Source organism: Halochromatium glycolicum (genome assembly GCF_016584085.1).
GTDB lineage: Bacteria > Pseudomonadota > Gammaproteobacteria > Chromatiales > Chromatiaceae > Lamprobacter > Lamprobacter glycolicus.
Genome location: NZ_NRSJ01000017.1, coordinates 43,996 through 67,628, shown reverse-complemented (window position 1 = coordinate 67,628; position 23,633 = coordinate 43,996). Strand labels below are relative to the sequence as shown.

The window sequence follows — 23,633 nt, the reverse complement described above, 5'->3', positions numbered from 1 at the left end:
TGGTCCAGACTTAGTTGACGACTTGATACAGGCTCAAATAGCCACCCCAATCGGACTGAAAGACCAGTTTTAAATCAGTAAATTCTTTTTCGGCCGCAGTAGTGAAAGGAAGCAAACTCGCGAGTAAAGAATCCTCAAAAGCCGGATCGATGATTCTCCAGGCACGAACGAAGTGCTCATCGATAGGCTGTAGCATATAACTCCCGGTTCCTTCACCTTCACGAGCCCACTCTCTAACCTGTCGGATTTGCCCGTGTAGATCCGAATCCGTCGAAAACAAGCGCGTCTCTAAGGGTAGACCCTCGCCAGTCAACCGACTGATCTCTTGTATATGTGCCAGATCATCAGCACTCATCAGGATATAGTTATCACCTGCGTCCGTATACAACGGCCTCAAGCATGACTTTGCATCGGCAGCCTTGCCAATTAAACATTGCGCGAAGATCCTCAATTGGTCTTCCTGAGAAAACCCACCCCCCACCTTTCGCCAAAGGACCTTCTCCTCTGCGTCCGCGTAGGCCTTTTCGCTAGGTTGTTCTGGGATTGCCGTTCTCCCGGTCAGTAGATGCAGACGTTGAGCGTTGTCCCAATAAGTGATAAATCTATCCGAGTCTTTGGCGTGTTTTTTTACCGCAGCAGAAAGAAACTGCCACTTTTCATGTCGATACTGATGTTGCTTCCTGATATCCCCTGAATTCATTTTTTCTTCATTCTCCTGTCTCGGGACAGGATAAACGATGGCCCGATGCTTTTCGTTATCATCCAGGTATTCTGCCACAAACATTTCTAGCTCTTGATCGTCTGAGCCCTTGATCACAAATCTTTCGAGCGCTTCAATGGGCAAGTGACTATTAATGTCCTGATACTTTGATACATCTACAGCTGACTTGGAAAAATTTTGCGGCTTATTATCCTCACTACTACAGGCCGATAAGTTGACAATCAAGGCAACAAGTATAGGAAATAGTCTGAGCAGCGACATCGCGTACCTCCCAGCCGAATTTCAACTGATAGACGCCGGATAGCAGATCAACGAGGTAGAGACAAGGGCGGAGAAGAGAAACCCTATGCCGCTCTAATTCCTTCGGCATAGGGTCAGTAAAGGCGAGATTACTTGCTGAGCTCCTCAAACTTTTCCTTCAACTCAGCCATTTCCCGGACCTGGGTATTGCGATCCTGGATCTCGGTGTAACGGCGCATCAGCCTAGCCCAACCTTCCGAGTAGGTGAATCCGCCAGGATTGACATGGAACAGACCTTTGTAATGCTTGATCAGATCATGCTCCCACATCTCGGCATGGGTGCGGCCACTGAATGACGGGTTATTACCCTTGGCCCAGAACAACCCATAGAAATCGCCGGGGGCATCTTCTGCAGGTGCTGGCGGTGCAGGACGATTGGTCTTTTGTCCAACCATTAAACCGTCATCATACAATTTCTGTACGATCTCCTTGGCCTCTTGTTCCACCTCCAGACCTTGGATAGTGCCTTTGTCAGCCGTATCGAGCCAGGCTTTCGCAAAGCGTTGAGAGTGACATTGAGCACAACTAGCAACCCAGGCCTGTTTGCGTTCCTCGAACCAAGGGTGATCAAGGTTGTCCGCAATCTCAGGGGTCGGATTAAAGCCCCAACGAACTTTGCGTACTAAGTTGTGTGAAAATTCACCTTTGTATTCAAAGTGACAGGTCGCGCAGGTGGGTGCCGTGTACTCACCTTCGGTGAGGTGGTCTTTCAATTGCACCTCAAAGTTCCAGTTGTCTTTACCCATCGTCTCATAGATGACGCCATGCTTCGACAACATGTAGTTCTCGAATTCGTTGTGATCGACACCGTTATGGCAGGTGGCACAGGCCTCGGGTTTGCGCGCCTCGGCGGCAGAGAAGGTATGGCGAGTATGGCAGCCATCGCATTTGTTTTGTTGGTAGTGACACATATCACACCCTTGGGCCACTTCGCGTTGCGGCATGCCGGCCCAGATGGCAGTTTCAACGTTGGCCTTCCAGTCCATGGCGTGGGATGGATGACCATCCGGCCATTGTCCTTGCGGCCATTTCTGCTCTTTCTCCGATTCAGCCTCGGCAAACTCTTGTACGTGACAGGCACCACACATGGCTCGGTCTGGCAGCTTCAGCTCTGTTTGATGGTCCATGCTGGTTTTGCCAACCCCGGCGTGACAGTCGATACAGCTCACACTCTCGAGTTGTTCATCGGCTGCCAGAACACCGCGTGATTGTAGTTCCTTCTCAATCGTTTCGAGCTTGGCCTTCTTATAGAATCGCGGGTCACCTTCGTCAAGATTGCGTATCTCGTCCAAATTGGCGTGGCTGCTGTCGCTCCAGGCATGCACCCACCCAGGGCTGGTGGTTTGGTGACAGGCGATACATTCTTCGGCCGTGAAGCTACCTTCGACGGTGTTCGGCGGCTCATAGAAACTAACAGGATTCCAGTATTGTTGAATCGGGATAGGCTCCCATAGGTCAGTGTATTTCCCTTTTCCGGGATGATCAGCATAATACTTCTCTTTTAACGCCTCATAGTCATAGGCCCCTTTTGATACCTCGTATCCATTGACATCTTTTGCTGCCTGATTCTCATTAGCGTCTTTTGATGCTTCGTTGTCATTACCAGCATAACTGCAAGCACCTATGAGCAGGAACAATAGAGTGGCGATTCTAGCTATCATGTCACTTACTCTGTTATGGTCAAGCCTAACCGGATGCCGAGCTGAGCACATCTGCGAGGTATCCGGCACGATTAGACGGCTTTAGATTGTCGCCCCAACTGGCGCGGTCAGCTTGGCGCGGTCACCCTGGTGCGGCGCTGGCTCATAGCTCTCGGCAAAATCGCCACAGGCGCTGTAGCCGAGCAGTTGTCCATCATCACTCCACCATTCCTCGACCACACCCTGGTCGGAGCTGTGCACCCGGCGTAGCGTACTGTCTGCACGGCGCGAGCGCTCCGGCGGTACTGATTTGATCGGACAGAAACGAGACTTTACGAGAACGATCGGCGCACGCGGCTCGAAGCGCTGCTCGCCTTCGCCGCAAAGCTGATCGACGATCACGGCAGCCTGGCGATTGATCGGATCGACGAATGAAAACACCTGTCCATTGTGTTCAGCGCAGTCACCGATAGCGTAAATGTCCGGGTCGCTGGTCTGCATGCTGTTATCGACCTTGATACCGCGGCCAACATCAAGGCCCGCTCGGCTGGCAAGCTCAACATTCGGCTTCAGACCGATCGCTGAGATGACGACGTCGCGCTCCAGCGTGCCCCCATCCTCGAACTGGATCTGCAAACCAGTGTCTTCTTTGGTGACGTCGTTCATCGTGGTACCGAGCAAGAACGCGACCCCGTTCTGGACGTATCGATCACGAGCGTAGGTCGAAACACCCTCGGACACCACGGCAGATAGCAAGTATGGGGCTCTATCGTTGATCGCGACCTCATGCCCGGCACGAGCAAGGTGATCGCCCAATTCACACCCGATCAAGCCGGCGCCCAGGATCATTACGCGCTTGCTGCCACTGTTCAGCAGTTCCCCCAGCGACTCATAATGGTCCAGGTCATTCAGCTGATGGATATGCTGCTGGATACGGCGCTCATAGAGACGGAGCGGCACCGCGCCGGTCGCGAGCACCAACTTGGTGTACTCGACCTTGCCTTTGTCGGTTAACAGACGCTTTTTCTGACGATCGAGACCCAGCACCTGGGTACGGGCGCGCAAGTCCACGTTCAGCAGCTGCGCGCGATCCGGCCCTTTGGCAATGATCAGATCAGCACGTGACTTGCTGGAAACGGAGACCGACAGGTGCGGCTTGTAGTAGTAGTCACCGTCATCTTTTGTGACGATGGTGATCGGGTTCTTGGCACCCATCTGGCGCAGTTGTTCGGCGATGTACCAACCGCCGATCCCAGCGCCAACGACCACAATCGGATCGCCTTCCTGGTCATTGCTGCGCTCGCCAAGGGCGTGCGTATGCTCGGACAAACCGATAAACTCAAAACTTTCACGAGGGTCACCGCACACCGAGCAAAACCATTCGTCTGGCAGGTCATCGAATCGAGTCCCCGGGGCCACTCCGAAAATCGGATCTCCCACAGCCTCGTCGTAGATGTGCGAGCAGGTAGAACACTGATAGCGTTTAAAGCTCATCCTCCCCCCCTTCTGTATTAATTATTCATGTTGCAAGTGGCTAATCAGCCTGATTATACGGTGACTCCAGCGGTGATCGAAATGACCCTTAACCGTTCCCGGACAGCCGAGAACGATATTGGGCACTAGGATACAAGAGCGATAGCCATCCGCCCTTATCACCGGTAGAGCCGCCGTGAGCCTTCTCAGTAGCTCATGCCACTGCCGCGACGGTATCCTGAGCGGATAGAGACTCCAGCCACTTCACCCAGACCTGCTGGGCTGGACCTTGCAGAGTCGGCCCATAGCGCTGGCCATCTTCCCGTAGTTTAGGAACCGTCAGCCCGTCTACCGAGCCAATCTCGTGTGCATGACCGAGGTACCAGCTTTCCAAGGCCTCGGGCTCAACCTCCAGATGGAATTGCAGCGCCAGCACAGTGTCTCGATAGCGGAATGCCTGATTTGGATAGACCGCCGACGACGCCAGCAGGGTTGCACCGGCCGGCAGCTCGAACGTATCTCCATGCCAATGCAGAACATCCGTCGCTTGCTGCATCGGCGCCAAGACGTTCCCCTCGACATCGCTGTGAATTTCCAACGGCGCCCAGCCGATCTCCTTGGTGCCACCGGGATACACATCCGCGCCCAGCGCTCTGGCAATCAGCTGACAGCCCAGGCAGATACCGAGGACAGGCCGATTTCGCGCGATGCGATCACGGATCAGCTGCAGTTCGGTTTCCAGATACGGATAGGCATCGGTTTCGTAGACACCGATCGGGCCGCCCAGGACGATCAGCAAGTCCGGATCATCTTCACTGATTGGGCCAAGTTCGTCGACGCCCGCCATAAAGGTGTTAATGCTGTAGCCGTGTTTGCGTAACACTGGCTCCAGATTGCCCAAATGCTCAAAAGCAATATGCTGGACCACATGTGCGAACATTGTTACTCCTGCTGTTTTGGCGACCTTGAAGAATCACCAAGCCGGCGATTTTTCACGACGCAGAGCGAGCATGCGATTTCGGCTTCGCTCCGGCTTGCATCACTGACGCGATGCTAACTTCCGGGGCACCTTGAATTGTTCAAGGTGCCCTTGTGTGTAGCGAAATGCGGGGACCAGTCGTGGTGCTATTTCATGTTCACGGCGACGGAGGGCCGTTCCCGCTCGGTCATCGTGGCATTCCCAAGCAAACCTTCCGCCTCGAAGGACTCACGACCTTCCGGCGTGTCAAGCAAGCCAGTTTCTTCGGCAAGCTCGATGAGCTCTGAGAAATCGACACGGAACAGGGCAACTTCGGCCTCCGCCCGGGTATCACCGATCACCTCTTTGGTGTGCTCATAGTCGAGCTGTTGCAGGATGGTCTCCCATACGTTCAGCTCCTGACTGGCGAACCAACGCATCGGGCGCGGCAGCATCTGCGCGAAGAACGCGAGCTCACGCGGAGTCAGGTGACGGACGATTTCCTTAGTCAGGTGACGGAAGATGCCGCTGTGCGCCAATTCATCCTTACGGTGCGCATCGGTGGTGATCTTGTTGATCGGCTGCACATCATCGGCGTCGGAGAGCAGGCTCAGATAGTCGCTGATAAACACCTCGGAACAGATGCAGGCGACCGTACGAACGATCTTCTTTTGCCAGTTCTCGGAATACTTCGCCGCTTCAAGCTCAATCTGGTTAACCAGGTCGAAGCTGGGCAAACGCAGGTCCAACAAACCACGCTGTGTCCGAGCCATACGTGCGGTCTGGATCACCATCAACACATGGTAGGCCTCATCTGTCAGAGTTTGGGCGGCCAGCCATTTGATGGTTTCGTCTTGCGTACCCGGCAGTGTACCGTAGATGATTTCATTGCAGATCGGCGAGATGATCTTGGATTCAATATCGATGGTTTTCTCGTTATAGGCGATCCAGCCGGAGGACAAGATCTTGGTGCGCATCTCATCATCAAGCTCGCCGTAACGCGGATGCTGGTTAAACGGGATTAAGCGATCCAAGAAGTCGTCGTACTCCGTGCTGTACATCATCTCGACTTCGAACTCTTCGTTCTTCACTTGTGCACGTTCTTTCCACACCTCCCCCATCTTTTCAAGAGCCGCAATACTATGGTTGCCGGCGTTTGCGGCGGCGTCGGAATCATGGGTTTCAGGTTGCATAAGGGTTTCAGGTTGCATAGGTGGACCTCCACGCCATTAGTGAAAAATTGCGAGCTTGGCTCGCTTGGACATGCTGAGAACAGTCCCGAAAGCCAAATCCAGGACTGCAGTCTTCTTGTTGTTGGATTGAGCGATCTTCTGTATCGGCAGATTTTGACGAGTCGTTGGCCGTGAGCCTGTTCTCGGCTCGGCCGCGTCCCGGCTATAAGCAACGCTTATGCCAGCGATGGCGACGGTCTATCCAAGGTCGTCGGCCGCTCGCGCTGACGGGGGCTTGGAGCGGGGTCGGCGCGGCCACTCAGGGGGCGGATGCGGCGCCACAGAGGCCGATCCAAGCGGTTGTAGCGACTGCGCGCGCAACGCCTCGGCCGGCCCATATAGCCATGCTGGTCGGGACTCCGGGACAGGTGTATCGGTGCGGCGGCGCGCGACACATTGTCGCTGTCCGGGTCAACGGCTGGGTCAATCTGTCGCACCGGTGGCGGCGGCCTGGACGAGAGGCTGCTTGGCGCCATGGCGGCGCTCGCTTTGATCACGGAGACCGCACAGGCGCAACCGCCTGCGGGCGCTCGTGGTCGGGATCGGCCTCAGCATCGAAATCGACCAGAGGCCGCAAGTGATGTCGCTCCACGAGGCGTCCACGTCAGTCCAGACCAGAGGACGATATCGGAAAAAACGGGGTCGATCGCGGCGAGCGGTCCGGGCGGAAGCGTGAAATGCGCGAGGCTCACCATCAACGGCCTCCACAACAAACTGCCTCTGACAAACCCGGAGCGGTTTAGCGTGTGGCAGGTCGCTGCGCGCTGAACCGTGGACGAGTTAGCGGCATTGCGGAAGTGTGTGGCGCGTCGTCTTCGAGCCCTAAAGCAGTTTCACCCGGTTTCCGAAACCGCGACTATGAGCCCTCGGGACCTAATGAAAAACCCGCATTTCGGGTCGTTGGTATCGTTATTCTGAAAATGAAAAGCTCAAAGCAGACATCACTTTGAGCTTTCTGAATCATCCATTTCAATGAAATTCTTGACTGTTACAGCGCTGACTCTTCACCTTGCTCTAGGCTCTGTTTGTTTGCCAAAGATTTCAATCTATCGTAAAGAGCTACAGCACCAATGGCCCCGGCAGTCGGGCCAACCAGATAAGCGATGATATGAGAAAGCTCGCCTGAAACGAGCGCGGGACCAAGACTTCTTGCGGGGTTTAGTGAACCGCCTGTGACCGGACCGCCGAACATAATCAGAAATGCCACGGTTGCCCCTATTGCTACACCAGCGAAATTCCCAGCTGCTGGCTTGTCAACCACGGTGCCCAGGATGACGGTCATTAGAAAGAAAGTAAGAATAGCTTCCACTATGAGAGCTGTCATAAAGCTGCCATTTACAGGCTGAGTCACTCCAAGGGACATTTCGACTAGAATCGTCTGGTCAATGAATAGGGGCCTAAGAACCGTCAAGTCAATCGCGCTTGCAAGGATTGCTCCCGCGACTTGAGCGCCGACATAGGGGAGAACTTCTTTCCTATCAATTCGATTAGAAAAAGCCAGCGCTATCGTCACAGCAGGATTGATATGAGCGCCAGAAACATGGCCATAGGTGTAGACCATCGTCATGACGACAAGCCCAAAGACGGTCGCTATGCCGATTAACCCAAGAGCCCCACCGCTTAGCTGATCAACTGTAACAGCGCCGCAGCCAAAAAAGACTAGAGCAAACGTACCGATAAACTCGGAAGCGTATTTCTTGTTCATGTGGATTCTCCCGTATGCTAAGGTGTTAAAGGGTTAAGCTTGAGAACGGTCCAATGAGGTGCTGAATTGTTTGCTTCCTGGCCAAGAATCAGCACGCGATTCGAAAAAGCAGTTTCCGAGCCGCTTCATTTTCAGCGGCTTATGCCGCTAATGATGGCGGGGTTTCCTGCCCCGCGTGGGAAACGCTGAAGAAATCAACATCTCCCGCAATCGATTCGTTACTCGAGTTCGATCGGAGTAAATTAAGAGATTAGCTCGATTGCCTCAGAAACTGCATGATTCAGACGTCAACGATCTTGTCGCGCACCAGATCGGACAAGGTCTTCTTGTCCAATTCGGCGAGAAAGGCATGCATTGCGCGTTGCAGCGCAAAATCCAGTTCACAGCCACCACGAAACGGGCAGGGGCCTGCGTCGCAATCGACGAGCGGTTCAACCGGTTCGAGCTCGCGCATCACCGCGCCGATGGTCATCTGCCGGGTGCGGGGCACGAGACGAATGCCACCCCCGCGGCCGCGCAGCGAATCGACCAGCTCAAGACGCGCGAGATTGTTGACCACCTTCATCAGGTGATTGTGCGATACCCGTAGGGTCTTGCTGATCTCGACGATACTGAGCCGTTGATCCCCAGCCTGCTGCGCCAGCAGCATTAGGGTGCGCAGCGAATAGTCTGTGTACTTCGTGATATACACCGCGTCTTACTCTTGCTCCGTCCGGTGAGGTTTACGGAAAGGCCCAAAAACGGCCCATAGCGCTATCCCGACGGCACTGATCAGTGCTGCACCCAACAGCAGTGACCCAGTGCGCTGTTGATCGTCGATCAAATAGTTGCTGCATAGCTGCACTGGGCTGATCAGATAGACCCACCCTAAGCGTCCGAGAATGGCCCAGCCCTCCAACAGCATAACCCCGCGTCCGATTGGCCCAAGCCGCAGCCAGCTCCAGGTCAGGGCCGCGCCGACGCATACCGGCACAGTAACGATCTTCAGCAGTCTTATGCCGGGGTCAAAGGTCGCGAGGTCCAAGCTAATCGGCAGCATCCAGTAGATGAACCAACCGCTGCCGACGACCAAGGCGATATAACCGCTCGGGTCAACCCGTTCCAGCCAGCGCTTCAGGGGAGGGGACCGGTACACCCAGTACCCACCGCAGAACGCCAGCAGGGGCATCTGCACCAAGAGGTGCGACCGCATACTGGCCTCGAATAGTGCCGCGACCGGGGGAAACAACCCGGCGACACTGACCGCCAACAGGATTGTGCGCGCTGCGCCCCGCCACGGCTCAGCCGCCATCTGTGATCATCTTCTCGAGCTCGGGATCACGCCAATCGCTGATCCTCAGCAATTGCCCGTCACGGATCCAGTGCAATGACTCACTGTGCGAGAAGCCACCGAGCTGATCGGGGATCACGCGCAGGCCAGTCTCTCGAATCATATCGCCCAGTACCTGCGCATCAGCCGGACGCGCGACCGTCCAGGACGATTGCAGCCCAGCATGGCGACGCCGGTATTCGGCGAGGTGCTCCGGCGTATCTCTGGCGGGGTCGATGCTGATGGATAGCAGATGCACGTCCGTCGAGGGATTGGCCTGCAACGTGCGCTGGAGCTGCTGGTAACGCGACCCAATCGCCACGCAGACCGAAGGGCAACTGGTGTAGATGAACCCGACCAGCAATGTCTCATCGCGCCAATCCGAGAGACGGACGAAGTCGCCCTGGGCATCTTGCAACCGCCAGTCCGACACCGCTACTGGCTCGCGAGCGACCTCGACCCGACGCCAGGTCTCGTAGGTAAAGGCCGAGAAGCCTGCTGTACGCTGCCAAAGCAGCGCCGTCACCAGACCTCCGGCCAGGACGAGGCCAATCGCGGTGCGCGGGCTCATGCGGTAGTGAGTCGTGCCCGCGGTAAGCGCATCAAGATCGGCAATGCAATCATCAGCGTGCCGATCAACACCAGGCCGCCAGACAGGGCACCGAGATTACCCAGCCACTGCCAGGCCTCTTCGTGCACCGCGAAGCGGCGCGGCACAGAGTTCGCGCCCGACACCAGAAAGGTCAAACAGAGCAGGACCGCGCCCACGGCAAACACACCCACGCCCAGACGCCCCGTTTGGCCCTGCTCGCCGTTGCTGCCGAGATAGCTCGCGAACCCGAGCACCATCGGCACCACCCCGATCAGCAGGTAGAAATGGAAATGACCGGGTACCCACTGCGTATTGTGCATGACCAGGTTGACCGAGATCATACCGTCGATGACCGCCGGGACGATGCCCACTGCCCAACCGAATAGGCCCAGCACCAACAGACTGGACGCGGCATCCCAGCGAATGCCTGATCGGTAGATCAACATCAGTCCACCGAAGGCCGTGACCACCAGCACCGGAATGCCGCTGGTATATGACAAGATCTGCCCCATCACTGCCATCCAGGCTGGTAATGCGAAGTCCATCAAAAGATGGTGGGGATAGACCGCCAACACCATCAAGGTCACAGCCAGCCATGCCGCAAGAAACGGCCGCGACACCTTCCATGGGCGCCGAGCATACAGCGGCAGGATCTCGTAGACCGCGATCACCGCAGAATAGATGGTGGCATTGATGAATACATGGCCGAAGAAGTAGATCAGGTTCTTCATCAGCAGGGCATCCGGCGCTAATGCCGGAAACACCAGGTGCAACATGGTCATCACCAGCACGACCGCACCCGCCGCGATACCTGCGACATTGACGATCAACACCATGGCACTAGCTACTACCGTTGGTGGATGTGTCCGGTCCAATGGCTCTCGGCCGAACAGCATCGGTAGTCCAAGTGCCCGGGCGATGCTGCCGTAGCGCCGCACAATGGCCAGGCCCATGTCGAGGTAGACCAGCAAAAAGGCGACCCCGAGCACCAGCAGGCCGGCAACGAAGAACAGCGCGGCACCTGTACCCCACTGGCCGAGCGGATTCGCGGGCAAAGGGTAGAGGAAGGTCCAACCGGCTGCGAACTTGCCGATCAGAATCGCACCCACGATCATGGCCACGGCCACCAACGAAAGGATCAGCGCTCCCAGGAATACCCGCGGGTTTAGCCGTACATAGCGACTCAAGAAGTACCAATTGACCGCCAATGCCGCCAGGCCCGCGGTCCCGACCATACCGGCGCCATGCAATGTCATCAGCTGGTAGAACAGGGCGGGGCCGATACTGCTCAAGGAGGCACCCTGCGCCGCCCGCATCAGCACACCGACCAACATCAAAGCGGCGAAGACGATCAGCCCGATGGCCAGATAGAGTTTGACCACCGGCGTGCGTTCAGTCTCGGGGGTTGCATAATCGGCTTGCTGCGTTGCCATATCAGGAGCCCTCGCTCACAGTGATCTCAGCGGCCATTGCATGATGCGCCAGGCCGCAATATTCCAAACAAAGCACCCGATACTGGCCGGGTTGCTCGAAGGTCACATCCACTTCATTGACGTAGCCTGGCATCGCCTGGGTCTGGGCGACGATTTGGTCGTCGGGGCTATAGACGGCGAAGCCATGGTTCACATCCGCCGAGGTCACGCGAAAACGGACCGACTCACCCACTTGGGCAGTGCGTGACGCGATGTCCCAGGACCACATCCGCCCCGTGACATCAATGGCCCGCGGTGCACCGACCCCGCCCGCCTGGAGCGGAAACGGGATCAGGGACCAGGCGCTCACCAGCACCCCGAACCCACACAAGAACAGGAACCACCAACGGCGAATCAGGTAGCCCTGCTGGGTGATGCCCGAGTAGTCGTCGTCTCGCGGCCCGGAGCGCGCAACCACCACGTAGAAAGCGGCCGCAACTAGGGCCATGCCCAGGAGCGTTATTAGAAGAACAGCCGTTTGCATAACGAGGCCCTCATGTCGCTGCAGTGAACACGGGAAGGAGTCTAGACGATAACATGCATCCTGTATACATGTTATAGTCCAGCTCTCGTGGATAGCAAGGTCGTTGAGCCTCACCGCATGGCACCGAGTCGGCGCAAGCCGAACCCCTCGGGTATCTCGGAGGCTCCAACGCTTGAGAGGAGGCGCCTGTGAACGCGTCGAAGCGATTCACGCCAGTGGTTCGGGAGCGAGCCGTTCCGCTGGTGCTGGAGCATGACGACGACCATCCTTCGCAGCGGTTGGCAAACTGTCGGCCCTACCATGCGCAGAAGCACGGGCGGGCGAACGGGGCCGCGGATCGCATTCGTGTTTCACCCTGGCAAGGATTTGTCGACTAGGCGTGGAGGAATAGAAAAGATGCAACCACGGCGTTTCACTGTCTTGCAGACCGGATTTCGTCCTTTCTTCCTTGCCGCGATGGTTTACGCGGTTCTGGCGATGACGCTCTGGACTGCTCAGCTGATGCAGTTAACCCGATTCGATCTCGATACGATCCCCCCTGCGCTTTGGCACGGTCACGAGATGGTTTTCGGCTACGCCATCGCTGTCATCTCGGGCTTTCTGTTGACCGCAGTACAAAACTGGACCGGAGGTAGAACAGCGCAAGGCAACCTGTTGCTGGCGCTATTCATCCTCTGGCTCGTATCACGACTGATCGCCCTCTACCCCAGCGCCGCCGGCGTGCCGGTCATGTTGGTCAGCAGTGTCCTTTTTTACTTACTGCTATTGTGGGTTCTGCTGAAGCCACTGATTCAGGCAGGTAATCACGCACAATGGGGGATTATTGGCAAGTTGTGCCTATTTCTAGCCTTGGATACCTTGTTCCTGGCCTCAACCACTGGCTGGCTAACCCCTTCTTATGGTCGCCCGTCATTGCTGATCGCGATGTACACCGTCATTGGACTCATCCTGATGATGGCACAGCGCGTGGTGCCCTCATTCACACGCAATGCCATCGCTGCCAAGACCCAGGTACAGGACTACCGGTATGTGCCGGTTGTGTCCTTGATCGGCCTCGTGATCTTTGCCGCCGCCGATGTGTTGTCCTGGCAACCCATACTGCTCGTCAGCGGCTTGGTCCTGTTTATCGCAAATGCGTTACGCTTGTACGGGTGGTATACCTCGGAAATATTGAGTCGACCGCTGGTTTGGGTGCTGCACCTAGCTGTCGCATTCATTTCGATCGGGTTCGTACTACGAGGTACTGCAGAAATCTTCCATATCCCGCCTGAACTCGGGTTGCACGCGATGGCCTACGGCGGCATCGGGCTGGTCACCATTGGGATGATGGCTCGCGTGTCCCTGGGACATACCGGGCGTAATGTGTTCGAGCCACCTAAAGGGCTCGCGCTGATATTCATGACACTCGCGGCTGGCGCGATACTGCGCGTACTGCTGCCGATACTTGCACCGGAGTATTATTTCCTGCTGATACAGCTTTCACAGTTTCTTTGGATAAGTGCATTTCTAGCAATGCTGGCGCTCTTTGCTCGTCCGCTGTTAACTGCCAGAGTGGATGGGCGTTACGGATAATCGTGTCGTGCTCCCCGCTGTCACTTTTTATGACGAAACGTTATTTTGTCGGTTAGGCACCAGGTTAGGGGCCGATACGAACGGGCATGGAACCGCGTTGAGTACTTCCGCCGTAGGTGTCTTCCAACTTTGGTTTGCGACAATGGGGTTCAGTCCATGATCTCTTTTACCATCCTCGAACTGCGTGCAGGACGCACCAGGCCGCTTGGCGACAAAGGCCATGTATCCGCGATCGACAAGCAGCGGACCAACGGCTTGGTCCATGTGGGACCGGAGGGTTTGGAAGATGACGAGCAGGCTGATCGACGCCATCATGGCGGACGCGACAAGGCATTGCACGCCTACCCATTGACGCACTACCCAAGCTGGGCAGCAGAGTTGCCGCAACAGGCGGATCGATTCGTGCCCGGGGGATTCGGAGAAAACTTCGTGGTCGATGGGATCACTGAGCAGGATCTGTGTCTTGGTGACCGCTTCCAGATCGGCCCGGTGCTCGTCGAGCTTTCACAGAGCCGACAGCCTTGCTGGAAGCTCAACCTGCGATTCAATCGGCCTGACATGGCTCGCCGAGTGCAGTCGACAGGTCGTACCGGCTGGTATTTTCGGGTCCTGCGCACGGGCGACATCCAGGCAGGGTGCACGGCCGAGCTGGTCGACCGTCCTAACCCGGACTGGCCGCTGACGCGTGTCGCGGATCTGCTCTATCAATCCACCAATGATTCTGAGGCACTTGCCGAATTTGCGAGGCTCCCGGAGCTGCCAGATAACTGGCGTCGTCTCGTTGACCGGCGCATCCGCTCAAAAAGCACTGAAGATTGGCGTCGCCGGTTGCTTACACCGACGCAACGGAAAGTCGATCATTGAACACCCAAGGTTGTTCAGATCCGATAATCAGAGACCTGGGTTTTCAATTTCCCTCCGTTTCGCCCTCTATGGCAGGGCAATCGCATCAACTAGGGCTGATCGTCATCGCCAGCACCGGCCTGGTACAAAGCTGCCGCAACTTCCGTCGCCGATAGGAGCTCAGATATGGCAACTAATCTGATCACTCGACGCAATTTACTGTTATTCACTCTGACATTGTTTGGGGCAATTGTCACAGCCTATCTGTTATCGCGACATCATGCAGATCCAGACCAGCCGCTACTGCACAGGCTGGGGCAAGGCGGTGATTTCACCCTGCAAAGCATCAGTGGACCGACTTCCTTATCAGATTTCAAAGGCAAAGTATCGCTACTCTACATCGGTTACACCCACTGCCCGGATGTCTGCCCGACATCCCTGGCGATTATTTCTCAGGCACTCGAGGATCTGTCGCCGGAAGAGCTGGAACAGGTACAGCCATTGTTTGTCAGCGTTGATCCCGAACGTGATACACCGGAGCGGCTGGCAGAATACAGCCAGTTCTTTCATCCTAAAATCATCGGCATGACAGGCGCGAAGAAAGACCTTGATCTGATGGTCAATCGCTATGGCGCGTCTTATCGTAAAGTGGAGATGAAAGATTCTGCAATGGACTATGCTGTGGACCACTCATCTCGCATCTATCTAATTAATAAAAAGGGACAGCTAAGCAACACCCTAATGCACGTGACACCACCCAATCAAGTGGTTGCTGAAATTCGTAAATTACTCTAATGGGGAATGGTATGAAAATAACGGATCACGCTACTCGCCGCACTCACCGTGCCTAGCGCTGCTACGGCAGGAGTTCAGCTGTCCGATTCGTACGCCCGCACTAGTCCCTCCAAGCCAGCCGAATAGCGCTGTGTTCTTGACGCTGAAAAAGACCGGCAAGGTCCCGCTCGGGGAAGCGGGCGCCTTCGCTAGCAGCAAGGACGCGGTGCGCCACCAGCGAGAGACGAGAGGGACGGACTAGGACGTCACCAAGCTGGTGGAGGACGCGACTGGGGGTGAAGGCAGCGATTGCTGTTAGGCGCGCGGAGAGCCGCTGGCTATTCCAGTTTTTCCAGCAGGAGTTTTAGCGCGTCGATCTCGGTGAAGATCCCGACCAGCTCATCACCTTTCACCACCGGCAGGCTTCCGAATCTCTTCTCCACTATCAAACGCACCGCATCGATCAGCGGCGTGTCCTCTGTCACCGTCACCGGCTCTCTGGTCATGATGCGGGAGACCGGGGTGCTCAGGAGCACCTGCTCGTAATCCTCCCGTCCGAGACCCAACAGCAGCCCGGGTTGGGCTCGACGGATGTCCCGATCCGTCACCATCCCTACGAGCCTGGAGCCGTTGGTGACCGGCAAATGGCGTATGTGGTGCTTGCCGAGCAGGGGCACCGCCTCTTTTAGGCTTGTCTGCTCGGATACTTGGTAAACGGGCTTTGACATATATTCTCTGACTTGCATAGGAAAGCCTCTTCTCGTTGTGCTGGGAATCGACAGCGCTAGTGTAACGTTGCGAAAGTCATGATGCACCTTGAGTGCTCATGCTGCAGCAACCCCTGCCAGAAAACACTTTTTCTGGTTGAGCTTGACCGCGTATTCCGGCGTAACCTGACCAGCCATTCCGTCATCGTGACCAGCGAGTCCCGAAAACAACCGGAAGCGATCACGATCGCCCGAAGTACGCAGGCGAGGCGATTAGATGGCGCGGAAGCCGCCGGTGCTAATATCAAGGTAGCCTGGGATGTGTTGCATGGCATTGAGCACATCCTCATCGGTCAGCTCGAGCTCCTCGCTCAACTACCTCAGTGCTCCCCCTTTGTGCGTAGCAATCCGGCGAGGCGATTGCCCTGTTTCTGCGGGCCGCCGCGCGGGAACAACTGGTGCAGGTAGCGGTTGCTGCCGCGCTCTCGATCCCAGACGCGCCGGAAATGCGCGATCATGTCGCGCACCGATGCCTGGGCGCCGTGGCGGGCGTAGTGCGTGCGCAGCCACCGAATCAGCTCCCAGTGCTCTGCGGTGAGCGTTAGGCCTTCCGCGTCCGCGAGCGCGCGTGCGAAGTCCTCAGACCAGTCCTGCGGGTCGACCAGATAGCCCTCGCTGTCGACCTCGACGCGCTGATTGCCAACCGGCAGCCAGTGGGTGGTCATGCCCGGATAGGCGTTGCGGCCGCTGGGCAGCTCACCGGGGCCACCTTTGGAGTCCAGCTCCGATTGGGTGATCGACCAGAGCTCGATCGGGATCTCGCCATCGAGGCGCCCATCGTAGCGCTGCAGTCCAGAGACCAGGATGCGGCCGCTGGTCGGCGGCAGGTCGAAGCGGGCGACGCCGGCGCGATCGGTCAACACCGGTGGCGTCTGACTCCCGTCGGCATCGAGCTGCAGCACCACCGGGGTACGCTTCAATGGCTCATTAGTCGCCTTCATCGAAACCTTCACTGCGATCATCTTCTGCTCTCCTCGTGTCAGCCATCATGCTGTCGTAGGCATGGGGCCTGCTCGGTCGATCTGAGCGGTCGCGCCGCCTCTTCTGCATAAGCTAGTGCTGATATTAAATTCACGCAAACGGAATTTATTTGACTTTGATATCGGTATCTCCGATATACTCGTCGGCGGCCTTGTCAGCTGAGGGCGGCGACCCATGCACTTGTGGCAGGGTTTTTGGCGGGGGCGGCATCATGCTGGATCTCTAAAAGATGGGGTATCCCTTCGTCGGCCCCGGGTCTGGTGACTGCTTGGAAAGGAACGAGCAACCCCGACTCTCCGCATACGCGCCGTTCATTCGCGAAATCGATAGTGTGAGGTGCACCTGCGATGCTGAGAAATTTTCAAGACTTGCTCGATATGGCCGCGATGCAGGATGAACCGCAAAGGCTGCTTCTGGTATTGGCCAAAACGGACTCCGAGAGCACCAATGGGTCGTCGCAGCGGACGGGTACGATCAGCCCCGTGATCTGCAACGATAAGCTACCTTCCGAGATCGAGAGCTTTGCCGCCCTGGTCGCGGAAGCAGATGAGATCACCCAGGACTGGGATCTGATATTGATCGCCAGCCTGGATGGCGAGCGCGGACACGCGCCGAGCAGCGAGCAAGCGCAGGCCCATCTCAACAAGATGGTGAGTGACGTGCAGAATGGCCAAGACCTGTCGCGTTATCTGATCCTGGATCGACAAGAGCAGGTGGTCACGATGCGACTGCGTGACGGCGTCATGATGATCTGAGGCGACTTTTTGGATGCAAACAACTGATGCAGCATTCAAAATGCCCTAACAGAATGCCCGCTACGGCCTAGCAAATCAGTAGCTTGTGCTGGCTCGCCGGGCATTATGATAGGGCCTCCTATAAGCCCTAACAGAACGCCCGCTGTAGCCAGATAGATCAGGAGGTTGCGCGACTCAACCGGCTGTTTTGATAGGGCTTCTTAATCTGAGCATTTGACGTGAACGATGGTTACCGTGAATCACGCGAAATTCTCGGGTTGGCGCCGTGCCATGACGGTTAGCGGTGCTTGATCGACCGTCGTCCTGGTCGATCAGGCGATCTCGACCAGCTCCAACTGAAATGTCAAGTCGAGACCGGCGAGCGGGTGGTTGCCGTCCATCGCGACCTGATCTTCCTCGACGCTGACCACCCTGAAGCTCGCCGACTGCCCCTCCGGTCCGGTCGCTTGCAACACGGTCCCGACTGACAACTCGACATCCGTTGGTAATGCGTCGCGCGGGACGTCCAGGTTAAGACTGGCGTCCTGCTCGCCATACGCTCCTTCGCAGGGGATGGTAATGGTCTTTCGCTCTCCCTCGACCATACCGATCACCGCAGCCTCGAAATCGGGCAGCATCGTTTCGTCGCCCAGGGTGAACTCCAGCGGCTCGCGCTCGCGCGACGTGTCGAACTCGGTCCCATCGACCAGAGTGCCGGTATAGTGCACCTTCACCCTGTCGCCAATCTTCGCTGTCATATCAATCTCCTCTCGCAACGCTTTGTCGTTGGGCCTTTTTGGTCGTTGTTTTGGTCGTTGTCGCTCAGTGCGCTGACCGCCTGTATCGACTCGCCGGCGATGCAACAGCATCTTGAAGGGGAGAGTTGAGGGCAAAGGGCGAGCGACGTCAAGCGGCCCTGGGCACAGGCACGAGCGGGCTGTTGTTCGCGCAGCCCGCCGGTAGCTCGCAAGCGGTTCCAATCAAGCGGTTCCAATCAGGCGCAGTACCCACGCGCCCGCTTCCCAGTCAGTGCGACAGCTTAGCCCACCCCAGCGCGCCCGCTTGGACAAACTGTCGCAACCGGCGGCCGGTGCCATTGTCGACCGAGCCTCACCGCGGCGCGGGCAATCCGTTCTCCGCGCACAATCAACGCGCGCTTCGGCGGCCCCGGCGCCAAACGCTAGCCCCTCGTTTGCCTTGATATTCGCCAACAGACGCACGCCGTCCCCCCGAGTCTAGCCACCACGGAGCATTCGGTGGAGGTGGCCTACAGCGCCCGCTAGTGGGGGCCGTCGAGCCCGTTGGCACATCTTTTGCCCCTCGCACAAAGGACGATGATCGCGACCGAGCCCGGATGAACCGCGTTTCAAAACCGCCGACGCGCGTCGTCCGAACACTCACGATTGGGGGGCGCAGATTATGCAGAATGCGGATGCTCAACAGGTGCGCGAGCTCTTGCGCGACGTGTCGTATCCGGGCTTTACGCGAGATATCGTCGCATCCGGATTCGTCGGCGACATCATCGCGCTCGGCAAAACGGTCGAGATCGACTTCAAGCCGGACTCGCGTGACGAGCATAAGGTCGCGGTAATGGAGCGCGAGATACGTGATGTCCTGCACCGCGCAAACTATTCCGACATCAAGATACGACGTATCGCCCCCTTCGTTCATGACGTTCCGCTTCGCAGCGCCAAAGAGCTTGAAAGCGAACTGCGCGATGCAGCCGCGAGCTCGAGCGCGATACCCAATCGTCCGATGACGCCATTGCAGGCGGAGTTCCTTGAAGAAGGACAGGTTCCCGACGCTGATCTCCTCGCCATTGCACTCGGTCGCCCGGATATCGCCTCGGCTGCAGGCTATGGGCCCGGCGGGCCCGAGCCGTTATCAGGACCCCGTGAACAGTTCGGCTACACGATCGCGATGCCGGTCCTGCAATGGGACATCGACCCACATGACCCAGCCGCGCAGACCTTTCAGCAGGAGATCAAGCTCGGCGACTGGGACTACCGCGTCTGGTGGCAAGCCCATCGCGCGGAGAATCTCCTCTATGTGTCGATGCAAGCGATGAAAGAAGACTGGGTCGACCACGACAACAACGCCGTTCCGCATCCCATTGGCCGTTCCGAGGCGGTCAACCTCGTCTTCGATCGAGATCGGGACGCGGTGGTCGCGATCTATGGCACCGTCCGAGACTTCCGTCCGTTCGTTGAGGCCTTTGCTCTCGCTTATCGTGGCCGGAGCGACACAACGGACGATACGGCAACCCAAGAGGCAGCAGACTGATGAGCAACAGCAACGGTAAAGGCAACGGCAAGGGTGACGGCAACGGCGCGACCCGCTGGTTTCGTGAGCTTGATGAGCCCCGGCAATGGGAAGATTTTTATCGTCGCCGCTGGCAATACGATAAATCCGTCCGGACCAGTCATAGCGTCAACTGTTCTGGCTCCTGTTCCTGGGAGGTCTTCGTCAAGAACGGAATGATCACCTGGGAGCTGCAAAAAACGGACTGGCCGCAGATCAATGATGAGACACCCAATTACGAGCCTCGTGGTTGCCAACGTGGGATCTCGTCCTCCTGGTACCCCTATAGTCCGGTGCGGCCGAAGTATCCCTATGTCCGCGGCGTGCTGCTCGATTACTGGCGAACCGAGCGTGGCGCCGGCAAGGACCCGGTTGCCGCCTGGGCTGCGATCGTTGAAAACCCCGAGCGTTCGCGAGCCTATCGCAACGCACGCGGCAAGGCCGGGTGGCGACGCACGAGCTGGGACGAAGCGACTGAGATCATTGCTGCGTCGAAGGTCTATACCATCAAGGAGTACGGCGCGGACCATCTCGCGTCCTTTTCGCCAATCCCGGCGATGAGCATGGTCAGCTTCCTGTCAGGCCATCGCCTCTCGAATCTGCTCGGCGGAACGATGCTGAGCTTCTACGAGTGGTACCACGATCTACCCCACATCATGCCAATGATCTGGGGCGACCAGACCGACGTCCATGAGTCGGCCGACTGGTATCAGAGTGCTTACTGGATCGTCATGGGCTCAAATCTGCCCATGACCCGCACGGCCGACGCCCATTTTGCCTCTGAGCACAAATATAACGGCGGCAAGCTGGTCAATCTCTCGCCCGACTACTCGGATGTCACGAAGTTTGCCGACCTTTGGCTCCCAGTTCGCCCGGGGACTGACACAGCATTCATCCTCTCGTGCATCCATGTCATTCTACAGGAGTTTCACGCCAACCGACGGGCTGAATATTTCCACGATTACGTCGGTCAGTTCACGAATCTTCCGTTTCTTGTCATGCTCGACAAAGAAGGTGACCACTACTCGAGCGGCCGCTTCTTGAGGGCAAGCGATCTGAGCGCCTACAAGGATGAAGAGCTTGGCGAGTGGAAGATGCCGTGCTTCGACAAGTCCGGAGAGATCCGGCTCCCGGGTGGGTCTCTTGGATTCCGCTGGGAAGAGCAAAAGACCGGGCGGTGGAACCTCAAGAACGAGGATGCCGTCACCTCGCAGCCGTTCGAGCCATTGTTGACGCTAATGGACGGCGAGTACGAGGAGGTGCTCGTCGAGTACGCCGACTTTACCAACACCTTCAACGTTGAATTCGGTACCACGGCAATCCGCGGCGAAAAGGCGAAACGCAGTCTACGTGGCGTACCAACTCGTGTCTTAAAGCTGGCCGACGGCCGTGAAGCGCGCGTCGCAACGGCCTATGACCTGCTGTTGTCCCATTTCGGTGTCAACCGCGGCCTGTCCGGACCTGGCTATCCAAAGGATTACGATGACGCCTCGCAAGCCTACACACCGGCCTGGCAGGAGCAGGAGACCGGGGTCGATCGTAATCTCGCCATCCGCGTCGCGAGAGAATGGGCGGATACCGCTGAAAAGACCAAGGGCAAGTGCCTCTTTATCACTGGCTCGGGGATTCTGCATTGGTATCACGGTGGCTCGCTGACCTATCGTTCAGAGGCCGTCATGGGCATTCTGACGGGTTGTCAGGGTCGCAACGGCGGGGGTTTCGCGCACTATGTCGGCACTGAGAAGATCCGTAACGTCGCGGCGATTGGCACGATTGGCAATGCGGTGGACTGGGGCAACGTCGGGCGCCAACAGAATTCGACCTCCTATTTCTATTTCCACACGGATCAGTGGCGCTACGATGGTATGAGTCTCGACCCGCTATGGGCGCCACGTGCGAAAGAGATGCCGAGTAAAGCGAACCACGCGGCCGACATGAATGCGGTGGCCGTGCGTAACGGTTGGCTGCCATTCTTCCCGCAGTTCGATGAGCGCAATCCGTTGGATGTGATTCAAGAGGCGCGCAAGGCCGGTTGCAAAGAGATAGGGGATGTCCGCAACTGGGTCGCGAAGCAGTTCAAAGATGGAAAGCTGAAATTCGCATTGCCGAACGTCGATGCCCCGAAGAACCATCCGAAGGTATTGTGGATCTATCGTGGCAATCTGATCGGCACGAGCATGCGCGGGCATGAGCTGAATCTGAAACACATGCTCGGCACCCATAACAATGTGCTCGGTGGCGAGACGAGAGCCAAGGAACTGGTCAATGAGATCAACTGGACGGACGATGCACCACTCGGCAAATTGGACCTGATCTACAACGTGAACCTGCGGATGGACTCGTCTGCGAACTACTCGGACATCGTCCTGCCAACGGCGCACTGGTACGAGAAGTTCGATCTGACCTGCACGGACCTCCATTCATTCCTGCATCCGTTCACGCCGGCACACGATCCTGCCTACGAGACCAAGCATGACTGGGAGGCATTCGGTCTAGTTGCAGAGAAGATTAGCCAACTAGCCAAGGTTCACCTGCCTGACCCGGTAGAAGATCTGGTGATGACGGCACTGAACACCGATACACCTGACGAGATGGCGCAGCCGATGGGTGAGCTGCGTGATTGGGCGGTCGGTGAGAGCGAACCGATTCCAGGCAAGACCTTTCCTAACGTCAATGTCGTGACGCGCGACTATACCAAGATTCACGACATGTACACGACGCTCGGTCCCGAGGTCACGCGGCCAAGTGGTTATGGTGCAAAGGGCATCAAGGGCGACCTCGCCGAAGCCTATGAACAGATGAAGGAGAGCTATCTCGTCGGCGAGAAGGATGACCGACCTAACATGGAAACCGCCGCGAAGGTCTGTGAGGTCATTCTGCGTATCTCTCCGGAGAGTGATGGCGAGCTCTCGTATCAGATGTTCAAGAAGCTCGAGGAGCGCTGCGGTGTGCCGCTTGCGAATATCGTCGAGCACGAGCGAGAGATTGCGTATCACTATCCGGACCTGATCTCACAGCCGCGACGCGCACTCACGTCTCCGCACTGGTCGGCCATCGAGACCAAGGGCCGCACCTATTCGCCATGGACATTGAACATCGAGGCGCTCAAGCCCTTCCACACACTGACCGGACGGCAGGAGATCTATTACGACCACCGGATGTTCCGCGACTTGGGTGAAGACTTCCCGGTCTATAAGCCTCCGGTCGATATGGTGTCGATCGGTGATGTCGCGCCAAAGGATATCGAGATGAAGGGTGCGAAGCTGTTCCGCTTCATCACGCCACACCAGAAATGGGGCATCCACAGCATGTTCCACGACTCCTGGCAGATGATGAACATGTTCCGTGGCGGACCAACGGTCTGGATCAATGATGATGACGCCCGCGACATCAATGTGAAGGATAACGATTGGGTCGAAGTCTTTAACGAGAACGGCATCCAGGTCGCTCGAGCGGTGGTGAGCCACACGGTGCCGAGGGATATGTCGATCGTCTATCACCAGACCGAGCGGCATGTGAACGTTCCGTTTTCGTCGCTCGCCCGAGAGCGGGGCGCGAGCGACCTTCGCGGCGGTAACAATAACGCCACGACGCGGATCATGATGAATCCGGCGACGATGGTCGGAGGTTACGCCAACTGGACCTACTGGCTGAATTATCAGGGCACGAGTCCATCCGAACGCGACTGCGTCGTCCTGATACGCAAGAAGCCGATGGAGACGCGAGGTCGCAAGGTCATCTATCAAGAATCACAGCTGAGAGTCGGGGCATAAGC

20 protein-coding genes are annotated in these 23,633 nt (G+C 57.2%); 6 read left to right on the top strand and 14 right to left on the bottom strand.

What is annotated here, in order from left to right:
- Positions 1–10: 10 nt before the first annotated feature.
- The 11 genes from CKO40_RS10880 to CKO40_RS10830 form a co-directional block, all read right to left on the bottom strand.
- Positions 11–982 (bottom strand): hypothetical protein, encoded by a 972-nt coding sequence (locus CKO40_RS10880; RefSeq protein WP_200346232.1) that lies wholly within the window; start codon positions 980–982, stop codon positions 11–13.
- Between the two features lie 128 nt (positions 983–1,110).
- Entirely contained in the window at positions 1,111–2,682 is a 1,572-nt protein-coding gene (locus CKO40_RS10875) for a multiheme c-type cytochrome (protein ID WP_207173569.1), read from the bottom strand.
- 81 nt (positions 2,683–2,763) lie between these two features.
- The gene (locus CKO40_RS10870; protein ID WP_200346230.1) at positions 2,764–4,155 is read right to left on the bottom strand and encodes an FAD-dependent oxidoreductase; all 1,392 of its coding nucleotides are present in this window, start codon (positions 4,153–4,155) and stop codon (positions 2,764–2,766) included.
- 193 nt (positions 4,156–4,348) lie between these two features.
- Positions 4,349–5,074, bottom strand: coding sequence for a glutamine amidotransferase (locus tag CKO40_RS10865; RefSeq protein WP_200346229.1), 726 nt, complete (start codon positions 5,072–5,074; stop codon positions 4,349–4,351).
- 185 nt (positions 5,075–5,259) lie between these two features.
- Positions 5,260–6,303 carry a diiron oxygenase gene (locus CKO40_RS10860; RefSeq protein ID WP_200346228.1) on the bottom strand — a complete coding sequence of 348 codons (1,044 nt, stop codon included), beginning with the start codon at positions 6,301–6,303 and terminating at the stop codon, positions 5,260–5,262.
- 1,009 nt (positions 6,304–7,312) lie between these two features.
- Entirely contained in the window at positions 7,313–8,029 is a 717-nt protein-coding gene (locus tag CKO40_RS10855) for an MIP/aquaporin family protein (protein WP_200346227.1), read from the bottom strand.
- Between the two features lie 280 nt (positions 8,030–8,309).
- Positions 8,310–8,720 carry an Rrf2 family transcriptional regulator gene (locus tag CKO40_RS10850; protein WP_200346226.1) on the bottom strand — a complete coding sequence of 137 codons (411 nt, stop codon included), beginning with the start codon at positions 8,718–8,720 and terminating at the stop codon, positions 8,310–8,312.
- A gap of 6 nt (positions 8,721–8,726) precedes the next feature.
- Positions 8,727–9,320, bottom strand: a complete 594-nt coding sequence (locus tag CKO40_RS10845) for a hypothetical protein (protein WP_200346225.1) — start codon at positions 9,318–9,320, stop codon at positions 8,727–8,729.
- On the bottom strand, positions 9,310–9,909 hold the full coding sequence (locus CKO40_RS10840; RefSeq protein WP_200346224.1) for an SCO family protein: 600 nt from the start codon (positions 9,907–9,909) through the stop codon (positions 9,310–9,312). Before CKO40_RS10840 ends, CKO40_RS10845 begins: the two co-directional genes overlap by 11 nt.
- Positions 9,906–11,363 carry a cbb3-type cytochrome c oxidase subunit I gene (locus tag CKO40_RS10835; RefSeq protein ID WP_200346223.1) on the bottom strand — a complete coding sequence of 486 codons (1,458 nt, stop codon included), beginning with the start codon at positions 11,361–11,363 and terminating at the stop codon, positions 9,906–9,908. The genes CKO40_RS10840 and CKO40_RS10835 overlap by 4 nt, the downstream gene beginning before the upstream one ends.
- A 1-nt stretch (position 11,364) precedes the next feature.
- On the bottom strand, positions 11,365–11,886 hold the full coding sequence (locus CKO40_RS10830) for a cupredoxin domain-containing protein (protein ID WP_200346222.1): 522 nt from the start codon (positions 11,884–11,886) through the stop codon (positions 11,365–11,367).
- Positions 11,887–12,282: 396 nt separating this feature from the next.
- Here CKO40_RS10830 and CKO40_RS10825 point away from each other — a divergent pair, with 396 nt between their 5' ends.
- The 3 genes from CKO40_RS10825 to CKO40_RS10815 all read left to right on the top strand — a co-directional run bounded on the left by CKO40_RS10825 (position 12,283) and on the right by CKO40_RS10815 (position 15,096).
- The gene (locus tag CKO40_RS10825) at positions 12,283–13,458 is read left to right on the top strand and encodes an NnrS family protein (protein ID WP_200346221.1); all 1,176 of its coding nucleotides are present in this window, start codon (positions 12,283–12,285) and stop codon (positions 13,456–13,458) included.
- A gap of 156 nt (positions 13,459–13,614) precedes the next feature.
- Positions 13,615–14,322, top strand: coding sequence for an MOSC domain-containing protein (locus tag CKO40_RS10820; RefSeq protein WP_200346220.1), 708 nt, complete (start codon positions 13,615–13,617; stop codon positions 14,320–14,322).
- A gap of 165 nt (positions 14,323–14,487) precedes the next feature.
- On the top strand, positions 14,488–15,096 hold the full coding sequence (locus CKO40_RS10815) for an SCO family protein (RefSeq protein WP_200346219.1): 609 nt from the start codon (positions 14,488–14,490) through the stop codon (positions 15,094–15,096).
- A 317-nt stretch (positions 15,097–15,413) separates the two neighbouring features.
- On the opposite strand, the gene CKO40_RS10810 is transcribed toward CKO40_RS10815, so the two are convergent.
- Both CKO40_RS10810 and CKO40_RS10800 read right to left on the bottom strand, forming a co-directional pair.
- Positions 15,414–15,821, bottom strand: coding sequence for a CBS domain-containing protein (locus CKO40_RS10810; protein ID WP_207173568.1), 408 nt, complete (start codon positions 15,819–15,821; stop codon positions 15,414–15,416).
- A gap of 341 nt (positions 15,822–16,162) precedes the next feature.
- Complete coding sequence (locus CKO40_RS10800; RefSeq protein ID WP_200346217.1) at positions 16,163–16,804, bottom strand: TusE/DsrC/DsvC family sulfur relay protein; 642 nt, start codon at positions 16,802–16,804, stop codon at positions 16,163–16,165.
- Positions 16,805–17,170: 366 nt separating this feature from the next.
- Between CKO40_RS10800 and CKO40_RS10795 the strand changes: the two genes are divergently transcribed.
- Positions 17,171–17,578 (top strand): hypothetical protein, encoded by a 408-nt coding sequence (locus CKO40_RS10795; protein ID WP_200346216.1) that lies wholly within the window; start codon positions 17,171–17,173, stop codon positions 17,576–17,578.
- A 311-nt stretch (positions 17,579–17,889) separates the two neighbouring features.
- Here CKO40_RS10795 and CKO40_RS10790 read toward each other — a convergent pair whose 3' ends face one another.
- Positions 17,890–18,426 (bottom strand): FKBP-type peptidyl-prolyl cis-trans isomerase, encoded by a 537-nt coding sequence (locus tag CKO40_RS10790; protein WP_242476969.1) that lies wholly within the window; start codon positions 18,424–18,426, stop codon positions 17,890–17,892.
- A gap of 574 nt (positions 18,427–19,000) precedes the next feature.
- Here CKO40_RS10790 and CKO40_RS10785 point away from each other — a divergent pair.
- Positions 19,001–19,840 carry a hypothetical protein gene (locus tag CKO40_RS10785; protein WP_200346214.1) on the top strand — a complete coding sequence of 280 codons (840 nt, stop codon included), beginning with the start codon at positions 19,001–19,003 and terminating at the stop codon, positions 19,838–19,840.
- On the top strand, positions 19,840–23,631 hold the full coding sequence (locus tag CKO40_RS10780; protein WP_200346213.1) for a nitrate reductase subunit alpha: 3,792 nt from the start codon (positions 19,840–19,842) through the stop codon (positions 23,629–23,631). Before CKO40_RS10785 ends, CKO40_RS10780 begins: the two co-directional genes overlap by 1 nt.
- Positions 23,632–23,633: the final 2 nt, after the last annotated feature.

What these genes read in the sequence shown, in the direction of transcription:
- CKO40_RS10880 (WP_200346232.1), bottom strand. Translation starts at nt 982, where the DNA reads ATGTCGCTGCTCAGACTATTTCCTATACTTGTTGCCTTGATTGTCAAC.
- CKO40_RS10875 (WP_207173569.1), bottom strand. Translation starts at nt 2,682, where the DNA reads ATGATAGCTAGAATCGCCACTCTATTGTTCCTGCTCATAGGTGCTTGC.
- CKO40_RS10870 (WP_200346230.1), bottom strand. Translation starts at nt 4,155, where the DNA reads ATGAGCTTTAAACGCTATCAGTGTTCTACCTGCTCGCACATCTACGAC.
- CKO40_RS10865 (WP_200346229.1), bottom strand. Translation starts at nt 5,074, where the DNA reads ATGTTCGCACATGTGGTCCAGCATATTGCTTTTGAGCATTTGGGCAAT.
- CKO40_RS10860 (WP_200346228.1), bottom strand. Translation starts at nt 6,303, where the DNA reads ATGCAACCTGAAACCCTTATGCAACCTGAAACCCATGATTCCGACGCC.
- CKO40_RS10855 (WP_200346227.1), bottom strand. Translation starts at nt 8,029, where the DNA reads ATGAACAAGAAATACGCTTCCGAGTTTATCGGTACGTTTGCTCTAGTC.
- CKO40_RS10845 (WP_200346225.1), bottom strand. Translation starts at nt 9,320, where the DNA reads ATGGCGGCTGAGCCGTGGCGGGGCGCAGCGCGCACAATCCTGTTGGCG.
- CKO40_RS10840 (WP_200346224.1), bottom strand. Translation starts at nt 9,909, where the DNA reads ATGAGCCCGCGCACCGCGATTGGCCTCGTCCTGGCCGGAGGTCTGGTG.
- CKO40_RS10835 (WP_200346223.1), bottom strand. Translation starts at nt 11,363, where the DNA reads ATGGCAACGCAGCAAGCCGATTATGCAACCCCCGAGACTGAACGCACG.
- CKO40_RS10830 (WP_200346222.1), bottom strand. Translation starts at nt 11,886, where the DNA reads ATGCAAACGGCTGTTCTTCTAATAACGCTCCTGGGCATGGCCCTAGTT.
- CKO40_RS10825 (WP_200346221.1), top strand. Translation starts at nt 12,283, where the DNA reads ATGCAACCACGGCGTTTCACTGTCTTGCAGACCGGATTTCGTCCTTTC.
- CKO40_RS10820 (WP_200346220.1), top strand. Translation starts at nt 13,615, where the DNA reads ATGATCTCTTTTACCATCCTCGAACTGCGTGCAGGACGCACCAGGCCG.
- CKO40_RS10815 (WP_200346219.1), top strand. Translation starts at nt 14,488, where the DNA reads ATGGCAACTAATCTGATCACTCGACGCAATTTACTGTTATTCACTCTG.
- CKO40_RS10810 (WP_207173568.1), bottom strand. Translation starts at nt 15,821, where the DNA reads ATGCAAGTCAGAGAATATATGTCAAAGCCCGTTTACCAAGTATCCGAG.
- CKO40_RS10800 (WP_200346217.1), bottom strand. Translation starts at nt 16,804, where the DNA reads ATGATCGCAGTGAAGGTTTCGATGAAGGCGACTAATGAGCCATTGAAG.
- CKO40_RS10795 (WP_200346216.1), top strand. Translation starts at nt 17,171, where the DNA reads ATGCTGAGAAATTTTCAAGACTTGCTCGATATGGCCGCGATGCAGGAT.
- CKO40_RS10790 (WP_242476969.1), bottom strand. Translation starts at nt 18,426, where the DNA reads ATGCTGTTGCATCGCCGGCGAGTCGATACAGGCGGTCAGCGCACTGAG.
- CKO40_RS10780 (WP_200346213.1), top strand. Translation starts at nt 19,840, where the DNA reads ATGAGCAACAGCAACGGTAAAGGCAACGGCAAGGGTGACGGCAACGGC.